Genomic DNA, 17,014 nt, shown 5'->3' with positions numbered 1-17,014 from the left:
CAGGCCGTCAGCCGCGTGATGTCCGTCAGTACTCCACATCCACCAACCCCGTCTGGACCAACGGCTTCCCCCGCTTCCGCGACACGAAGACGCCCCGCCCCGCGGGCATCGCCCGTGGTCGGACCCCGCCCAGGACGTCGCCCTCCGCAGGGTCGCCGGCCAGGACGATGCCCTGGGCGCCGAGTTCCTTCATGCGCTGGACGAACGGCTCGTACGCTGCGCGGCCCGCGCCCGCGGAGGAGCGGGCGATGATGAAGCGGACGCCGACGTCGCGGGCGAAGGGGAGGAGTTCGGTCAGGCCGCTGAGCGGGTTGCCGCTGGACGTGGAGACGAGGTCGTAGTCGTCGATGACCACGAACACCTCCGGGCCCCGCCACCAGCTCCGCTCCCGCAGCTGCTGTGCGGTGACGTCGGCGGTCGGCGTGCGGCGCTGCATCAGGTCGGCCAGCGCTGTCATGTGGTGGTCCATCTGGCTGGACATCGGGATGTATTCGGCCAGGTGCGAGGGCGGTGTGATGTCCAGCAGGGAACGGCGGTTGTCGACCACGAAGAACTTCGCCTGGTCGCCCGCGTACCGCAGGGTCAGCTGCTTGATCAGCAGCCGCAGCAGGTTGGACTTGCCGGACTCGCTCTCGCCGAAGATCAGGAAGAACGGGTCCTGCTCGAAGTCGACGAACACCGGCTCCAGGTTGTCCTCGTCCAGCGCGAAGGCCACGCCCCGCTTCGGGAAGCGGTCGCCCGGCGGCAGCTGGACGGCCTCCAGCTGGCGCGGCAGCAGGCGGACCGTGGGCGCGCCGGGAGCCTGCCAGTGCCGTACGACCTCGGTGGTCAGGGCGGCCGTGGCCTCCGCCAGGTCGGTGTCCGAGGTGAGGCCGTCGATGCGCGGCACCGCCGCCATGAAGTGCAGCTTCTGCGGGGACAGACCGCGGCCGGGGACGCCGGCGGGGACGTTCACCGCCACCTTGCGGTCGATCTCGGAGTCCATGACGTCGCCCAGGCGCAGCTCCAGGCGGTTCATGAGGTGGTCCTTCAGGTTCGCCCGCACCTCCATCGAGCGGGACGCCGTGATGATCACGTGGATGCCGTAGCCGAGGCCGCGGGCGGCGATGTCCAGGACCGCCGACTCCAGGCCCTCGTAGTCCGTGCGGAAGTTGCCCCAGCCGTCGACGACCAGGAAGACGTCGCCGAAGGGCTGCTCGGTCACGGAGATGTCGCCGCGGGCGCGGCGGGCGCGGTAGTCGGCGATCGAGGCGATGCCGGCCGTGCGGAAGTACTCCTCGCGGCGGGTCATCACGCCGTACACCTCGGAGACCGTGCGGCGCACGCGTTCGGGGTCCAGGCGGGAGGCGATGCCGCCGACGTGCGGCAGGTCGGCCACCGCGGCCATGCCGCCGCCACCGAAGTCGAGGCCGTAGAACTGCACCTCGTACGGGGTGTGGGTGAGGGCGAAGGAGGAGATGATCGAGCGCAGCAGCGTCGACTTGCCGGACTGGGGGCCGCCGATGATCTGCATGTGGCCGGCCGCACCGGAGAAGTCGAGCATCAGGCGATCGCGGCGCTGCTCGTACGGCTTGTCGACCAGGCCCGCGGGGATCACCAGGCGGCCGGCGCCCTCGTAGCCCGGCTGGGTGAGGCCGCGGCCCTGCACCGCCGTGAGGCCGGGCAGCAGGGCGTCCAGCGACGGGGGGCTCTCCAGCGGCGGCAGCCATACCTGGTGCGCCGCCGGGCCCTGGGCCTCCAGCCGGCGCACGATCACGTCGAGGACCGTGTCGGCCAGGGCGTCGTCCACCTCCGGTGCGGCCGCCGTGCGCTGGCGCGGCACGGCGGCGTACTGCACCGGCACCTCCGTCGCCGTGAAGAGCACCGGGCGCCGGTCCACCGGCAGCGGGCCGCCGTCCAGGGCGGCGCGCTGCGCTCCCGAGCGGTACACGCCGGAGACGTACGCGGCCTTGAAGCGGACCATTTCGTCCGTGCCGAACTTCAGGAAGCCGGAACCGGGGACGTTCGGCAGTTCGTAGGCGTCGGGGACGCCGAGGGCGGCGCGGGACTCCGCCGCGGAGAAGGTGCGCAGACCGATGCGGTACGAGAGGTACGTCTCCAGGCCGCGCAGCCGGCCCTCCTCCAGGCGCTGCGAGGCCAGCAGCAGATGCACGCCCAGCGAACGGCCGATACGGCCGATCTGCACGAACATCTCGATGAAGTCCGGCTTCGCCGTCAGCAGTTCGCTGAACTCGTCGATCACCAGCACCAGGGAGGGGATCGGCTGCAGGGGGGCGCCGGCCGCGCGCGCCTTCTCGTAGTCGTGGATGTTCGCGTAGTTGCCCGCGTCGCGCAGCAGCTCCTGGCGGCGGTTGAGTTCGCCGCGGATCGAGTCGCCCATGCGGTCGACCAGGGTCAGGTCGTCCGCGAGGTTGGTGATGACCGCCGCCACGTGCGGCATCTGCGCCATGCCCGCGAAGGTCGCGCCGCCCTTGAAGTCGGCGAGGACGAAGTTCAGGGTCTCGGAGGAGTGCGTGACCGCCAGGCCCAGCACCAGGGTGCGCAGCAGCTCCGACTTGCCGGAACCGGTCGCGCCGACGCACAGGCCGTGCGGGCCCATGCCCTCCTGGGCGGCCTCCTTCAGGTCCAGCATCACGGGACGGCCGTCCTCGCCGACACCGATCGGCACCCGCAGCCGTTCCGCGAGCGCACGCGGGCGCCAGGTGCGCTTGGTGTCGACGGATGCCGCGTCGCCCAGACCCAGCAGGTCCGTGAACTCCAGGTTGGCGAGCAGCGGTTCGTCGTCGTCACCGCCCGAGGCCATGCGCAGCGGCGCCAGTTGCCGCGCCAGCGCCTCCGCCGACTCGTAGGACAGGGCGTCCGGAGTGCCCTCGTAGACCATGCCGTCCCCGGAGTCCAGGCGCAGCGCGCCCGGCTGGACGACGACGGACAGGTCGCCGCCGGCGCCGGTGAGTTCGCCCGGCACGACCTCGACGATCGTCACGCCCTGCAGTCCCTCCGGGTTGGCGAGCACCGACTCGGGCAGCAGAGACAACTGGTCGAGGACGATCACGATGTGCGGCTCGTCCAGCAGCGGGGCCGCGCCGGGGTGGAAGCGCGGGCGGCCGACCAGCCGGGAGGCCAGCAGGTCCTCCAGCTCGCGGGTGTCGGCGCCGATCAGCCGGCGGGTGCCGGCCCCGTCCAGCGCACCGGGCGCCTGCACGTGCGGCAGCCACTTCGCCCAGTCCCAGTGCGGCAGCGCCTCCCGGCCGGCGGCCACGGCGACGACCAGGTCCTGGGGGGAGTGCAGCGAGGCGAGGGAGCCGACCAGGGCACGGGCCGAGGCGCGTACGGACTGCGGTTCACCGCTGAGGGTGACGTGGTAGAAGGCGCGCAGCGACACGGCCATGGGCAGATCGCCGATCGTGCCGTGCGCGGCGAGGAAACGCTGCATCGCGCCCGCCGTCAGCGGCTCCAACTGCTCGACCGGACCCGTCTCGGGGGCGATCAGCGGAGTCGCCAGCGGCTGCGGGCCCAGGCCGATCCGTACGTGCGCGAAGTCCTCGTCGCCGGGCCGTCGTTCCCACACCCGGCTGCCCTCGGCGACGAGCGCCCACAGCTGTTCGGGTGAGGGGTGCAGGTAGTACTGCGCGTCACGCTGCGCCTTCGCCGTCCGTACGGCGGACTTGCGGGTCTGCGACAGGTAGCTGAGGTAGTCGCGGCGCATGTCCGCGAGCTGGCCCTGCGAGCCGCGGCGGAAGCGGACCACCATCGCGATGGACATCGCCACCGTCGATGCGATCATGATCATGCCCATGATCTTCATGAACGGCTGCCCGTTCGTGAAGAAGAAGACCACCGAGCCGCCCATGCCCAGCGTGGGCAGGAGCTGCATCAGCACGCTCTCCTGGTGCCCCCGCGGCAGCTCGGGCGGCGGCTGCACGACGACCTCTTCCGTGGGCACTTCGGACGGCAGCGCCCGAGGGGGCCGCTTGACGACAATCTGGCTCACTGCTCACCAATTCCCTTGCCCGACCCAGGCTTTCCGCCCACCGCCCCGTGTCCGGCGAGCGCAGGCCGCCGCGTGATCCTACTGAGTCCACGACACCCGGGTGAGGGGTAGGGTGCCGAATGTTCGCGTGAGCACACGCCGAACAGGCCGGAAATACCAGGGCAATTCACCCGACGCCGGGGTCGGAACGCCCCGGAATCCGGCCGTACGGCGGCCGTGTCAGCGCCGTTGCGCAGGGTGCGGGGCGAAACGGCACGGAACCTTCACCGCACGGACGCACCATCGCCAACAGGTCGCACCCACCGACAAGACGCACGCATCGACAAGACGCACGCACCACCACCGAGACAGACGCACAACCACCGAGACAGACGCACCACCAACACTGAGGGGGAGCAGCAGGTGAGCATGACGGCCGCCGCCACCGGCGGACCCGGGACGGGAGCCCCTTCGGGAGCCGTTACGGGACTGGGTTTCTGCCGGGTGACCATCGTCGCGCCGGACAGCCGTATCGACGTGGCACTGCCCGACGACGTTCCGGTCGCCGACCTCTACCCGGAGATCCTCCGGCTGTCCCAGCAGAGCCCCGAGGCGGGCGCCCCGGTCGGCTACCACCTCGTCCGTACCGACGGCACCGTGCTGGACAGTGCCCGCTCCTTCGCCGCCCAGCGCATTCTCGACGGTGAACTCCTCACCCTGCGCCCCTTCGCGCAGTCCCTGCCGCCGGCCGTCTTCGACGACGTCGCCGAGGCGGTCGCCGCCGCCGTCACCAAGCAGCACAAGCTGTGGAGCGGCGAACTGACCAGGGCCGCGGGTCTCGTCGGCGGCGGCGTGCTGCCCGCGCTGCTCGCGTTCGTCGCCTGGACCGCCGATCCGCGCCACGACATGCACGGCCTGGCCGGCATCCTCGCCGCCGTCACCGGCGTGCTGCTGGTCGTGCTCTCCGCGGTCCGCGCCCGTGTCTACGACGACCGTGGCTCGGCCGTAGCCCTCGGCCTCGGCGCCCTGCCCAACGTGGGCGTCGCGGGCAGCGGACTGCTGCCGTTGCACGGCGGGGAGGGCATCGGCAGGCTGCAGTTCCTGCTGGCCTGCGCGGCCGTGCTCGTCGCCGCCCTGATCCTCGCCCTGTGCTCGCCGCACGGCGACGGCCCCTTCGTGGCCTTCGTCCTCGCCTCGGCCGTCGCCCTGGTCGTGGTCTTCGTCGGGACCCTCACCGACTGGGCCCCGACAGAGATGGCCAGTGTGTGCGCCCCGATCGTGGTCGGCGCCCTCGCCTTCCTGCCCGGCATGTCGATGCGCTTCGCCCGGCTGCCGATCGGCTTCGAGAACCCCAGCAGCGGCACCCCCACCCGCTCCGCCTACGGCACCGAGACCACCGTGCAGGAACCCGTGGACACCGAACGCGTCGAGGCCCAGGCCCGGCGCGGCCACGAACTCCTCGTCGGCCTGGTCGGCGGCTGCGCGCTCCTCGCCATCGGCGCCTCGGCGGTGCTGGGCTTCTCCGACGGCATCTGGGCCCAGCTCCTCGCACTCGCGACCGGCATCGCGATGCTGATGCGCGCCCACCTCTTCCGCTACACCGCCCAGGTCGCCCCGGTCCTGGCCGCGGGCCTTGCCTCCCTGGTCCTGCTGGGTCTCGGTCTCGCCCTCAACCCGCCGCACGGCGTGATGCACGCGGCGCGGGCCGGCGACCGTACCGACCTGGACATCCGGACCATCTGGCTGATCGCCGTCATCGCCGTGGCCGGCGCCCTCGTCACCGCGCTCGGCCTGATCCTGCCGCGCGGCGGCCTGACCCCCTTCTGGGGCCGCTTCCTGGAGATCTGCGAGGGCTTCGTGCTGCTGACACTGATCCCGCTGACCCTTGCCGTCTTCGACGTGTACGCGACGGCACGGTCGATGACCAGCTGACCGCCGGATACGACCGGGCCCCGGCTCCGCACACACGGAGCCGGGGCCCGGTCACAGCTCACTGCGGGTCGAGGCCCCCGTTGTGGGCCATCGGCTTCAGGTCGAACTCCCCGTCCCGCGCACCCAGCACGAACGCCCGCCACTCCGCCTCCGTGTACCGCAGCACGGTGTCCGGGTCCAGGGAGGAGCGCATCGCCACCGCGCCTTCCGGGAGATAGGCGATCTCGACCCGCTCCTCGTGCTCCTCCGTGCCCGGCGCGCAGTGCCACTCGACGTCCGAGATGTCGAGCGCGTACAGCTCGTCGCGCTCGCGGTCCTTGCGTGCCCTGATCTCCTCCGCCGTCTCCGCCATCGCGCAGCGACCCCTTCCCGACGTACGAATTCCCGACGTACGAACCGTCCGAAGCGCCCACCCTAGTGGCCCCTACCGCCGCCGCCGTGCGGATCCGAAGACCGGGCAAAGGCGCCCGCAAGGGCCTGGTACCCTGGGTGACGGCCGTTTGTGTACGCGTTTTCGGACAGGTCTCGAGGACCCCCTGGAAACCGCGCCCAGCGGATCCCCGCCTCCCGAGTCACGGAAGCACCCCCGAGAAGTAGACCGGGGGCACTCGGTGGCACTCACAGACTATTGAGGAGTACGCGTGTCGCTCGACGCCGCCACGAAGAAGCAGATCATCTCCGAGTTCGGTACCAAGGAGGGTGACACCGGCTCCCCCGAGGTCCAGGTCGCTCTGCTCTCCCGTCGGATCTCCGACCTGACGGAGCACCTCAAGACCCACAAGCACGACCACCACTCCCGCCGCGGTCTGCTGATCCTGGTCGGTCAGCGCCGTCGCCTGCTGCAGTACCTGGCGAAGAAGGACATCCAGCGCTTCCGTACGCTGGTCGACCGCCTCGGCATCCGCCGCGGTGCCGCGGGCGCCAAGTAAGACGCCGTGAAGGGAGCGGTTCCCGAGAAGATCGGGGGCCGCTCCCTTTGCCGTACGTGCGGGGACGTGCGGAGTATCACACCTGCTTTGTAGTGTGGTAGCACAACGCAATACGCACGACACAGAACGAGGAGATGCGCACCTCGCCGCCGCCGGTCCTCGGTAGTGGCCCCCGGGGGGAAGCGAGCCCCGGGTGCTTCGATCGAAGACCGGCCCGCACAACGGCGCGCCTCTCCATGACCGTCCCCCTGCCACACGGGCAGCCAGGGGACGAAGACGAGGAGAAAACGCTAGTGGAGAACGAGACCCACTACGCCGAGGCCGTCATCGACAACGGCGCCTTCGGCACCCGTACCATCCGCTTCGAGACGGGCCGCCTGGCCAAGCAGGCCGCCGGTTCCGCCGTGGCGTACCTGGACGACGACACCATGGTGCTGTCGGCCACCACCGCCTCCAAGAACCCCAAGGACCAGCTCGACTTCTTCCCGCTCACGGTGGACGTCGAGGAGCGGATGTACGCCGCCGGCAAGATCCCCGGCAGCTTCTTCCGCCGTGAGGGCCGGCCGAGCGAGGACGCGATCCTCACCTGCCGCCTCATCGACCGCCCGCTGCGCCCCTCCTTCAAGAAGGGCCTGCGCAACGAGATCCAGGTCGTCGCCACGGTCATGGCGCTCAACCCCGACCACCTGTACGACGTCGTCGCGATCAACGCCGCCTCCGCGTCCACGCAGCTGGCCGGTCTTCCCTTCTCCGGCCCGATCGGCGGCGTCCGCGTCGCGCTGATCCGCGGCCAGTGGGTGGCGTTCCCGACGCACACCGAGCTCGAGGACGCCGTCTTCGACATGGTCGTCGCCGGCCGTGTCCTCGAGGACGGCGACATCGCGATCATGATGGTCGAGGCGGAGGCCACCGAGAAGACCATCAAGCTGGTCGAGGGCGGCGCCGAGGCTCCGACCGAGGAGGTCGTCGCCGCCGGTCTGGACGCCGCAAAGCCGTTCATCAAGGTCCTGTGCAAGGCGCAGTCGGACCTCGCCGCCAAGGCCGCCAAGCCGGTCGGCGAGTTCCCGATCTTCCTGGACTACCAGGACGACGTCCTGGAGGCCCTGACGGCCGCCGTCAAGCCCGAGCTGGCCCAGGCGCTCACCATCGCCGGCAAGCAGGAGCGCGAGGCCGAGCTGGACCGCGTCAAGGGCCTGGCCGCCGAGAAGCTCCTGCCGGAGTTCGAGGGCCGCGAGAAGGAGATCTCCGCCGCGTACCGCTCGCTCACCAAGCAGCTGGTCCGCGAGCGCGTGATCAAGGAGAAGAAGCGCATCGACGGCCGCGGTGTCACCGACATCCGCACGCTGGCCGCCGAGGTCGAGGCCATCCCGCGGGTGCACGGTTCCGCGCTGTTCGAGCGTGGCGAGACCCAGATCCTGGGCGTCACCACCCTCAACATGCTCCGCATGGAGCAGCAGCTGGACACCCTCTCCCCGGTGACCCGCAAGCGCTACATGCACAACTACAACTTCCCGCCGTACTCCACCGGTGAGACCGGCCGCGTCGGCTCCCCGAAGCGCCGCGAGATCGGCCACGGCGCACTCGCCGAGCGCGCGCTCGTGCCGGTGCTGCCCACGCGCGAGGAGTTCCCCTACGCGATCCGCCAGGTGTCCGAGGCCCTCGGCTCCAACGGCTCGACGTCCATGGGCTCGGTCTGCGCCTCCACCATGTCGCTGCTGAACGCCGGTGTGCCCCTGAAGGCCCCGGTCGCCGGTATCGCCATGGGCCTGATCTCCCAGGAGATCGACGGCGAGACGCACTACGTCACCCTCACCGACATCCTCGGTGCGGAGGACGCCTTCGGCGACATGGACTTCAAGGTCGCCGGCACGAAGGAATTCGTGACCGCCCTCCAGCTCGACACCAAGCTGGACGGCATCCCGGCCTCCGTCCTGGCCGCGGCCCTCAAGCAGGCCCGCGACGCCCGCCTGCACATCCTCGAAGTGATGATGGAGGCCATCGACCGGCCCGACGAGATGAGCCCGCACGCCCCGCGGATCATCACCGTCAAGATCCCGGTCGACAAGATCGGTGAGGTCATCGGCCCCAAGGGCAAGATGATCAACCAGATCCAGGAGGACACGGGCGCCGAGATCACGATCGAGGACGACGGCACGATCTACATCGGTGCCGCCGACGGCCCGTCCGCCGAGGCCGCCCGCACCACGATCAACGGCATCGCCAACCCGACGATGCCCGAGGTCGGCGAGCGCTACCTCGGTACGGTCGTGAAGACGACCACCTTCGGTGCGTTCGTCTCCCTGCTGCCCGGCAAGGACGGTCTGCTGCACATCTCGCAGATCCGCAAGCTGGCCGGCGGCAAGCGCGTGGAGAACGTCGAGGACGTCCTCGGTGTGGGCCAGAAGGTCCAGGTCGAGATCGCCGAGATCGACTCCCGCGGCAAGCTCTCCCTCGTTCCGGTGATCGAGGGCGAGGAAGGCTCCGACGAGAACCAGAAGGACGACGCCGAGCAGTGACGTCCCGTAGCTCCAAGGCGACGGCCCGCACCTCTTCGGAGGCGCGGGCCGTCGCCCGTACCCAAACGCTCATCAAGGGCACCGGCGGCATCGGTACCGTCCGCAGGACCACCCTCCCGGGTGGCCTGCGCGTCGTCACCGAGACCCTGCCCTCCGTGCGGTCCGCCACCTTCGGTATCTGGGCGCACGTAGGATCCCGCGACGAGACCCCCGCGCTCAACGGCGCCACGCACTACCTGGAACACCTCCTCTTCAAGGGCACCTCCCGTCGCTCCGCGCTGGACATCTCCGCCGCGCTCGACGCCGTCGGCGGCGAGATGAACGCGTTCACGGCGAAGGAGTACACGTGCTACTACGCGCGCGTGCTCGACACCGACCTGCCGCTCGCCATCGACGTCGTCTGCGACATGCTGACCGGCTCACTGATCCTCGAGGAGGACGTCGACGTCGAGCGCGGCGCGATCCTCGAAGAGATCGCCATGACCGAGGACGATCCGGGCGACTGCGTGCACGACCTGTTCGCGTACACCATGTTCGGTGACAGCCCCCTCGGCCGCCCGGTCCTCGGCACGGTCGACACGGTCAACGCCCTGACCGCGGACCGCATCCGCCGCTTCTACCGCAAGCACTACGACCCGACCCACCTCGTGGTCGCCTGTGCCGGCAACATCGACCACAACAAGGTCGTACGCCAGGTCCGTGCGGCCTTCGAGAAGGCGGAGGCATTCCGGAGCCCGGACGCGGTACCCGTCGGCCCCCGCGAGGGCAGCCGTACGATCCGCACGGCCGGCAAGGTCGAACTCCTCGGCCGCAAGACCGAGCAGGCGCATGTCGTCCTCGGCATGCCCGGCCTCGCCCGTACCGACGAGCGCCGCTGGGCCATGGGCGTGCTCAACACCGCCCTCGGCGGTGGCATGTCCTCCCGGCTCTTCCAGGAGGTCCGGGAGAAGCGCGGCCTCGCCTACAGCGTGTACTCGTACACCTCGGGCTTCGCCGACTGCGGCCTGTTCGGTGTGTACGCCGGTTGCCGCCCGAGCCAGGTGCACGACGTGCTCAGGATCTGCCGGGACGAACTGGACCACGTCGCCCGCAACGGCCTGTCCGACGAGGAGATAGGCCGCGCCATCGGCCAGCTCCAGGGCTCCACGGTCCTGGGCCTGGAGGACACCGGCGCGCTGATGAACCGTATCGGCAAGAGCGAGCTGTGCTGGGGCGAGCAGATGTCCGTCGACGACATGCTGGCCCGGATCGCCGCGGTCACCCCGGACGAGGTCCGGGCGGTCGCCCGCGACATCCTGGGACAGCGCCCGTCGCTGTCGGTCATCGGCCCGCTGAAGGACAAGCAGGCTGCACGGCTGCACGACGCTGTCGCCTGACACCCGTCTTCGGTAACACCTGTCTTCGGTAAGGAAGCAAGAGATGAGCAAGCTGCGCGTGGCGATCCTCGGCGCCAAGGGCCGGATCGGGTCCGAGGCGGTCAAGGCGGTCGAGGCCGCGGGGGACATGGAGCTGGTCGCCGCTCTCGGCCGGGGTGACAAGCTGGAGACGCTGGCGGAGACCGGTGCCCAGGTCGCCGTCGAGCTGACCACCCCTGCCTCGGTCATGGGCAACCTCGACTTCTGCGTGCGCCACGGCATCCACGCCGTCGTCGGTACCACGGGCTGGACCGAGGAGCGCCTCGCGCAGCTGCGGGGCTGGCTCGCCCAGTCCCCGGAGACCGGGGTGCTCATCGCGCCGAACTTCTCCATCGGGGCCGTGCTCACCATGAAGTTCGCGCAGATCGCCGCGCCGTACTTCGAGTCGGTCGAAGTGGTGGAGCTGCACCACCCGAACAAGGTGGACGCCCCGAGCGGCACGGCCATGCGCACGGCCCAGCTCATCGCCGAGGCCCGCCGGGCCGCCGGCACTGCTGCGGCGCCGGACGCCACCGTGACCGCGCTGGACGGCGCCCGCGGGGCGAACGTCGACGGCGTCCCGGTCCACGCGGTCCGGCTGCGCGGTCTCCTCGCCCACCAGGAGGTCCTGCTCGGTGGTGAGGGCGAGACCCTGACGATCCGCCATGACTCCCTGCACCACAGCAGCTTCATGCCGGGCATCCTGCTCGGCGTCCGCCGTGTGGTGTCCGCCCCGGGCCTGACCTTCGGCCTGGAGCACTTCCTGGACCTGGGCTGAGCAGGGGCCTTGCGGAACATGCGCGCGAAGATCACTTACCTCGTCACGGCCGCCGCCCTGGTCTTCTACTTCGTCCTGGTCGGCAGCCGCGGCGTCATGCTCATCCAGTCCGGCACACCCGTCACCGTCACCTTCGGGGTCGCGGTGCTCATCCTGCCCGTGATCGGCCTGTGGTTCCTGTGGAAGAACACCGAGTTCGTCCGCAGGGCCAACCAGCTCGCCGCCGAACTCGACGCCGAGGGCGGCCTGCCCGTGGACGAACTCAGGCGTACCCCCGACGGCCGGATCGACCGCGACTCGGCCGACGAGGTCTTCGCCCGGCGCAAGGCCGAGACGGAGTCGGCCCCGGACGACTGGCGCTGCTGGTTCCGCCTCGCCGTCGCTTACCACGACGCCCGGGACACCCCGCGCGCCCGCAAGGCGATGCAGCGAGCCATCGCCCTGCACGACGGAAAACCCGTCCGGGCCTGAGCCGTACCCGACGGAAAGGGGTCGGTCCGCAACACCGCGGACCGACCCCTTCCGCATGTCTGCGGCGGTCAGCGGCGCACGAACTCCGCGGCCCACGCCTCCACTGCGTCCGCCGCTCGGTCGAAGGCCGCGGGGCGGCTCAGGAAATCAAGGCCGTGCGTGGTCAGCAGCGGTGGCGTGTCCTCGGGGGCCCGGTCCTTGCGGACCGCCACCAAGGCCTGCCCCTGCACGGTGCGCGGCAGCCCCACCCAGCGCACCGGCTGCTGCACCGTGCGCACCGAGACCACCCGCGACCAGCGCACCGTGCGCGTCGCCAGGAAGCCCACCTGGCGCAGCCCGAGCGCGCTCACCCACACGCCCATGCGCAGCAGCCGCAGCGCAGCCGCGATGACCACCAGCGCTACGGCGAGGACCACGCCGGCGGCGGACACCGAGCCCGTCAGGGCGATGGCGACCGCGGCGAACAGCACGAACGAGGAGAGCAGCAGCCCCAGGGCCGCTCCGCCGACCCGCCAGGGCCCGGGACGGTAGGGGCGCCGCCAGCGGTCCCGGTCGTCGTACGGCAGCGGAACTTCGGATCCCGCCTCGAAGGTACGGTCGGCCGTCAGGAAAGGCAGGGGCACGGCTGGTCCTCACTCAAAACCTCGCGTGGCTGTGCCCGGTGAGGCTATCCGCCCCCGTACCCGCTCACCACCCTTGGGCGGCCGGAAGGGTCAGTGACCCTGAGCCGACTGGGACGCCTGGGACTGCTGGACCGGCGTGCTGGAGGGGGTGGCCAGGGCCGGCCTGCCGATGACCACGGCACCTATGAGTCCCGCGACGACGGCGAGGCCCAGCAGCCAGTGCCCGGCCCGCTGGCCGGCGGAAGCCCGCTGCGGGGGCGGGGGAGTGACATCGCTGAGGAACATCGCGGGTTGCGCTCCTTTCGGCGGTCGAACCGAAGATCGAACGATTGGGGCTCATTGATGCAGACGAGCGAGTATCGCAAAAAGTGCCCATGTCGGAAAAAGTCCTCGGTGGGACGGCCGGCTCGGCTCTGTCAGTGGTCCCCCGTACAGTGGGCCCGAACCTGAAGAAGTGATGGGAAGGACCCTCGTGACCACCCCCGAGCCGCTCACCCTCCGTAGTGACGTCACCGTCGAGCTGGTGAAGGCCAGCGCTTCGGACGCCGACGTGCTGTTCGCCGCGCGCGTCTCGACTCTCGGTGAGCAGTCGCTGGACGAGCTCAAGAAGGACCCCGAGCGCTCCAAGGGCCTGATCAACTACCTCATGCGCGACCGGCATGGCAGCCCGTTCGAGCACAACTCGATGACGTTCTTCATCAGTGCCCCGATCTTCGTCTTCCGCGAGTTCATGCGGCACCGGGTCGGCTGGTCGTACAACGAGGAGTCGGGTCGCTACAGGGAGCTCCAGCCGGTCTTCTACGTGCCCGACGCCTCCCGCAAGCTCGTGCAGGAAGGCCGTCCCGGCAAGTACGTCTTCGTCGAGGGGACGCCGGCCCAGCACGAGACCGTGCGCAGCACCCTCGAGGAGTCGTACGAGCACGCCTACGCCGCCTACCAGAAGCTGCTCGCCGAGGGGGTGGCCCGCGAAGTCGCCCGTTCGGCCCTCCCCGTCGGCCTCTTCTCTTCGATGTACGCCACCTGCAACGCCCGCTCCCTGATGCACTTCCTCGGCCTGCGCACCCAGCACGAGCTGGCCAAGGTTCCGTCCTTCCCGCAGCGGGAGATCGAGATGGTCGGCGAGAAGATGGAGGCCGAGTGGGCCAGGCTCATGCCGCTCACCTACGCCGCCTTCAACGCGAACGGGCGGGTCGCCCCGTAACGAAGCCCTGTTCCCACACCAGGTACAGACGTACGGATCAGCCTCGCGAAGTGTCCGTATTGCGGCGTTTGGTGAAGTTCATCTAGCCTGATCAAACGGACCCGGCACTGCTTGAACCCCCGAGCAGGCAGTGCCGGGATCCGCATTTGTCCTGACTTTTCCGGCACCCCAAGGGCAGACCACGTACTGAGCACCGAGTAGCGTGTTACCCATGGCTCCGACCTCCACTCCGCAGACCCCCTTCGGGCGGGTTCTCACCGCCATGGTCACGCCCTTCACGGCGGATGGCGCACTCGACCTCGACGGCGCGCAGCGGCTCGCCGCCCACCTGGTGGACGCAGGCAACGACGGCCTGATCATCAACGGCACCACCGGCGAGTCCCCCACCACCAGCGACGCGGAGAAATCGGACCTCGTACGAGCGGTACTGGAGGCGGTCGGCGACCGCGCACACGTCGTCGCCGGCGTCGGCACCAACGACACCCACCACAGCATGGAGCTGGCCCGCGAGGCCGAGCGGGTGGGCGCACATGGCCTTCTGGTCGTCACCCCGTACTACAACAAGCCCCCGCAGGAGGCTCTGTACCGGCACTTCACGGCCGTCGCCGACGCCACCGGCCTGCCCGTGATGCTCTACGACATCCCCGGCCGCAGCGGTGTCCCGATCAACACGGACACGCTCGTCCGCCTCGCCGAGCACCCCCGGATCGTCGCCAACAAGGACGCCAAGGGCGACCTCGGCCGCGCCAGCTGGGCCATCGCCCGCTCCGGCCTCGCCTGGTACTCCGGCGACGACATGCTGAACCTGCCCCTGCTCTCCGTGGGCGCGGTCGGCTTCGTCTCGGTCGTCGGCCACCTGGTCACCCCCGACCTGCGCGCTCTCGTCGACGCGTACACCTCGGGCGACGTCGTCAAGGCCACCGAGATCCACCAGAAGCTGCTCCCGGTCTACACCGGTATGTTCCGCACCCAGGGCGTCATGACCACCAAGGCCGCACTCGCCCTCCAGGGACTGCCCGCCGGCCCCCTGCGCGCCCCCATGATCGAATGCTCGCCCGAGGAGATCGCCCAGCTCAAGATCGATCTTGCTGCCGGCGGGGTACAGCTCTGACAACAGACTTGGCACCACTCTGGGCACCACCCGAGCTTCACAACTGAAGACGACAACCGAAGACGACAACTGAAGAGCAATCCCCAAGCGGGCCACCGGTGCCCGCGCCCCACAACGACAACTGCTTCTGCACGAACGTCATGCGCGCCACGTGCCCGACCGGTACGTGGCGTGTGTGGTGAGGAGAGTCTTTTGAGTCATCCGCATCCCGAACTCGGCCCGCCCCCTCCGCTCCCCGAGGGCGGCCTGCGAGTCACCCCGCTCGGCGGCCTCGGTGAGATCGGCCGAAACATGACGGTCTTCGAGTACGGCGGTCGCCTGCTGATCGTCGACTGCGGAGTGCTCTTCCCCGAGGAGGAGCAGCCCGGAATCGACCTGATCCTGCCGGACTTCTCGTCCATCAGGGACCGCCTCGACGACATCGAGGGCATCGTCCTCACGCACGGCCACGAGGACCACATCGGCGGCGTGCCCTTCCTGCTCCGCGAGAAGCCGGACATCCCGCTGATCGGCTCCAAGCTGACCCTCGCCCTCATCGAGGCCAAGCTCCAGGAGCACCGGATCCGCCCGTACACCCTGGAGGTCGCGGAGGGGCACCGCGAGCGCGTCGGCCCCTTCGACTGCGAGTTCATCGCGGTCAACCACTCCATCCCGGACGCCCTGGCCGTCGCCATCCGCACGCCCGCCGGCATGGTCGTCCACACGGGCGACTTCAAGATGGACCAGCTCCCGCTGGACAACCGTCTCACCGACCTGCACGCGTTCGCCCGGCTGAGCGAGGAGGGCATCGACCTCCTCCTCACCGACTCCACGAACGCCGAGGTCCCGGGCTTCACGCCGCACGAGCGCGACATCTCCAATGTGTTGCGCCAGGTCTTCGCCGGCGCCCGCAGGCGGATCATCGTGGCGAGTTTCGCCAGCCATGTCCACCGCATCCAGCAGATTCTGGACGCTGCGCACGAGTACGGCCGCAAGGTCGCCTTCGTCGGCCGATCCATGGTCCGCAACATGGGCATCGCTCGTGACCTGGGCTATCTGAAGGTCCCGGCGGGACTGGTCGTGGACGTCAGGACGCTCGACGACCTTCCGGACGACGAGGTGGTCCTGGTCTGCACGGGTTCCCAGGGCGAGCCGATGGCTGCGCTGTCCAGGATGGCCAACCGCGACCACCAGATCCGCATCGTCGAGGGCGACACGGTCATCCTGGCCTCGTCCCTCATCCCCGGAAACGAGAACGCGGTCTACCGCGTGATCAACGGCCTGACCCGTTGGGGCGCCAACGTCGTCCACAAGGGCAACGCCAAGGTGCATGTATCCGGCCACGCGTCCGCGGGCGAGCTGCTGTACTTCTACAACATCTGCCGTCCGAAGAACCTGATGCCGGTGCACGGCGAGTGGCGCCACCTGCGGGCCAACGCCGAACTGGGAGCGCTTACGGGCGTCCCGCACGACCGGATCGTCATCGCCGAGGACGGCGTGGCAGTGGACCTGATCGAAGGCAAGGCCAAGATCTCCGGCAAGGTCCAGGCCGGTTACGTCTACGTCGACGGCCTCTCCGTCGGCGACGTCGGTGAGCCGGCCCTGAAGGACCGCAAGATCCTCGGCGACGAGGGCATCATCTCGGTCTTCGTGGTCGTCGACGCCTCCACCGGCAAGATCACCGGTGGCCCGCACGTCCAGGCCCGTGGCTCCGGCATCGAGGACTCGGCCTTCGCCGCCGTCCTCCCGAAGATCACGGAGACACTGGAGCGGTCCGCCCAGGACGGCGTCGTGGAGCCCCACCAGCTGCAGCAGCTCATCCGCCGCACCCTCGGCAAGTGGGTCTCGGACACGTATCGCCGCAGGCCGATGATCCTCCCGGTCGTCGTGGAGGTCTGACACCTCGTCGGTGCCTGCCCTGGAGCGGGGCGCCTCGATTTGCATCGGGGCGCCCCGCTCCAGTACGTTTACGGCTCCGCCCAGTTGGGAACCCCGGTGCTTCACGCATCGGACACAGGTGTCCCGGACCGGGCGGGAAATCCGACTCAGAACTTCTGATAAAGTCGGATTCGCCGGAAAGGAAACCGCGAGAGCGGGAACCTGGAAAGCG

At 69.9% G+C, this 17,014-nt stretch carries 13 protein-coding genes; 9 read left to right on the top strand and 4 right to left on the bottom strand.

Annotated elements, in window-relative coordinates; all coding sequences use genetic code 11:
• Positions 1 to 25: 25 nt before the first annotated feature.
• Positions 26 to 3,991, bottom strand: a complete 3,966-nt coding sequence (gene eccCa / locus K7G59_RS31300) for a type VII secretion protein EccCa (RefSeq protein ID WP_225840068.1) — start codon at positions 3,989 to 3,991, stop codon at positions 26 to 28.
• 408 nt (positions 3,992 to 4,399) lie between these two features.
• Here eccCa and eccD point away from each other — a divergent pair, with 408 nt between their 5' ends.
• Positions 4,400 to 5,902, top strand: coding sequence for a type VII secretion integral membrane protein EccD (gene eccD, locus K7G59_RS31295; protein ID WP_225840102.1), 1,503 nt, complete (start codon positions 4,400 to 4,402; stop codon positions 5,900 to 5,902).
• A gap of 58 nt (positions 5,903 to 5,960) precedes the next feature.
• On the opposite strand, the gene K7G59_RS31290 is transcribed toward eccD, so the two are convergent.
• On the bottom strand, positions 5,961 to 6,254 hold the full coding sequence (locus tag K7G59_RS31290) for a DUF397 domain-containing protein (RefSeq protein WP_225840067.1): 294 nt from the start codon (positions 6,252 to 6,254) through the stop codon (positions 5,961 to 5,963).
• A 289-nt stretch (positions 6,255 to 6,543) separates the two neighbouring features.
• On the opposite strand from K7G59_RS31290, the gene rpsO reads away from it, so the two are divergent.
• From rpsO to K7G59_RS31265, 5 genes are all read left to right on the top strand, one after another.
• A complete protein-coding gene (gene rpsO / locus K7G59_RS31285; protein ID WP_023546329.1) occupies positions 6,544 to 6,831 on the top strand; it encodes a 30S ribosomal protein S15 in 288 nt (95 codons plus the stop codon).
• A 293-nt stretch (positions 6,832 to 7,124) separates the two neighbouring features.
• On the top strand, positions 7,125 to 9,347 hold the full coding sequence (locus K7G59_RS31280) for a polyribonucleotide nucleotidyltransferase (RefSeq protein ID WP_225840066.1): 2,223 nt from the start codon (positions 7,125 to 7,127) through the stop codon (positions 9,345 to 9,347).
• On the top strand, positions 9,344 to 10,723 hold the full coding sequence (locus tag K7G59_RS31275) for a pitrilysin family protein (RefSeq protein WP_225840065.1): 1,380 nt from the start codon (positions 9,344 to 9,346) through the stop codon (positions 10,721 to 10,723). Before K7G59_RS31280 ends, K7G59_RS31275 begins: the two co-directional genes overlap by 4 nt.
• 43 nt (positions 10,724 to 10,766) lie before the next feature.
• Positions 10,767 to 11,519 (top strand): 4-hydroxy-tetrahydrodipicolinate reductase, encoded by a 753-nt coding sequence (gene dapB, locus K7G59_RS31270; protein ID WP_225840064.1) that lies wholly within the window; start codon positions 10,767 to 10,769, stop codon positions 11,517 to 11,519.
• A gap of 18 nt (positions 11,520 to 11,537) precedes the next feature.
• Positions 11,538 to 11,990, top strand: a complete 453-nt coding sequence (locus tag K7G59_RS31265; protein ID WP_225840063.1) for a tetratricopeptide repeat protein — start codon at positions 11,538 to 11,540, stop codon at positions 11,988 to 11,990.
• A 68-nt stretch (positions 11,991 to 12,058) separates the two neighbouring features.
• Here K7G59_RS31265 and K7G59_RS31260 read toward each other — a convergent pair whose 3' ends face one another.
• Positions 12,059 to 12,613, bottom strand: a complete 555-nt coding sequence (locus K7G59_RS31260) for a hypothetical protein (protein ID WP_225840062.1) — start codon at positions 12,611 to 12,613, stop codon at positions 12,059 to 12,061.
• A gap of 90 nt (positions 12,614 to 12,703) precedes the next feature.
• Complete coding sequence (locus K7G59_RS31255; protein ID WP_225840061.1) at positions 12,704 to 12,898, bottom strand: hypothetical protein; 195 nt, start codon at positions 12,896 to 12,898, stop codon at positions 12,704 to 12,706.
• A 172-nt stretch (positions 12,899 to 13,070) separates the two neighbouring features.
• Between K7G59_RS31255 and thyX the strand changes: the two genes are divergently transcribed.
• From thyX to K7G59_RS31240, 3 genes are all read left to right on the top strand, one after another.
• Positions 13,071 to 13,814, top strand: a complete 744-nt coding sequence (gene thyX / locus K7G59_RS31250) for an FAD-dependent thymidylate synthase (protein ID WP_374114313.1) — start codon at positions 13,071 to 13,073, stop codon at positions 13,812 to 13,814.
• Positions 13,815 to 14,025: 211 nt separating this feature from the next.
• Complete coding sequence (gene dapA / locus K7G59_RS31245; protein ID WP_225840059.1) at positions 14,026 to 14,925, top strand: 4-hydroxy-tetrahydrodipicolinate synthase; 900 nt, start codon at positions 14,026 to 14,028, stop codon at positions 14,923 to 14,925.
• 192 nt (positions 14,926 to 15,117) lie between these two features.
• Positions 15,118 to 16,803 carry a ribonuclease J gene (locus K7G59_RS31240; protein WP_225840058.1) on the top strand — a complete coding sequence of 562 codons (1,686 nt, stop codon included), beginning with the start codon at positions 15,118 to 15,120 and terminating at the stop codon, positions 16,801 to 16,803.
• The last annotated feature ends 211 nt before the right edge of the window (positions 16,804 to 17,014 follow it).

Source organism: Streptomyces sp. NK08204 (genome assembly GCF_020400585.1).
Taxonomy (GTDB): domain Bacteria; phylum Actinomycetota; class Actinomycetes; order Streptomycetales; family Streptomycetaceae; genus Streptomyces.
Note: the sequence above shows the minus strand (reverse complement) of the source record. Positions and strands in the feature narration are given on the sequence as shown.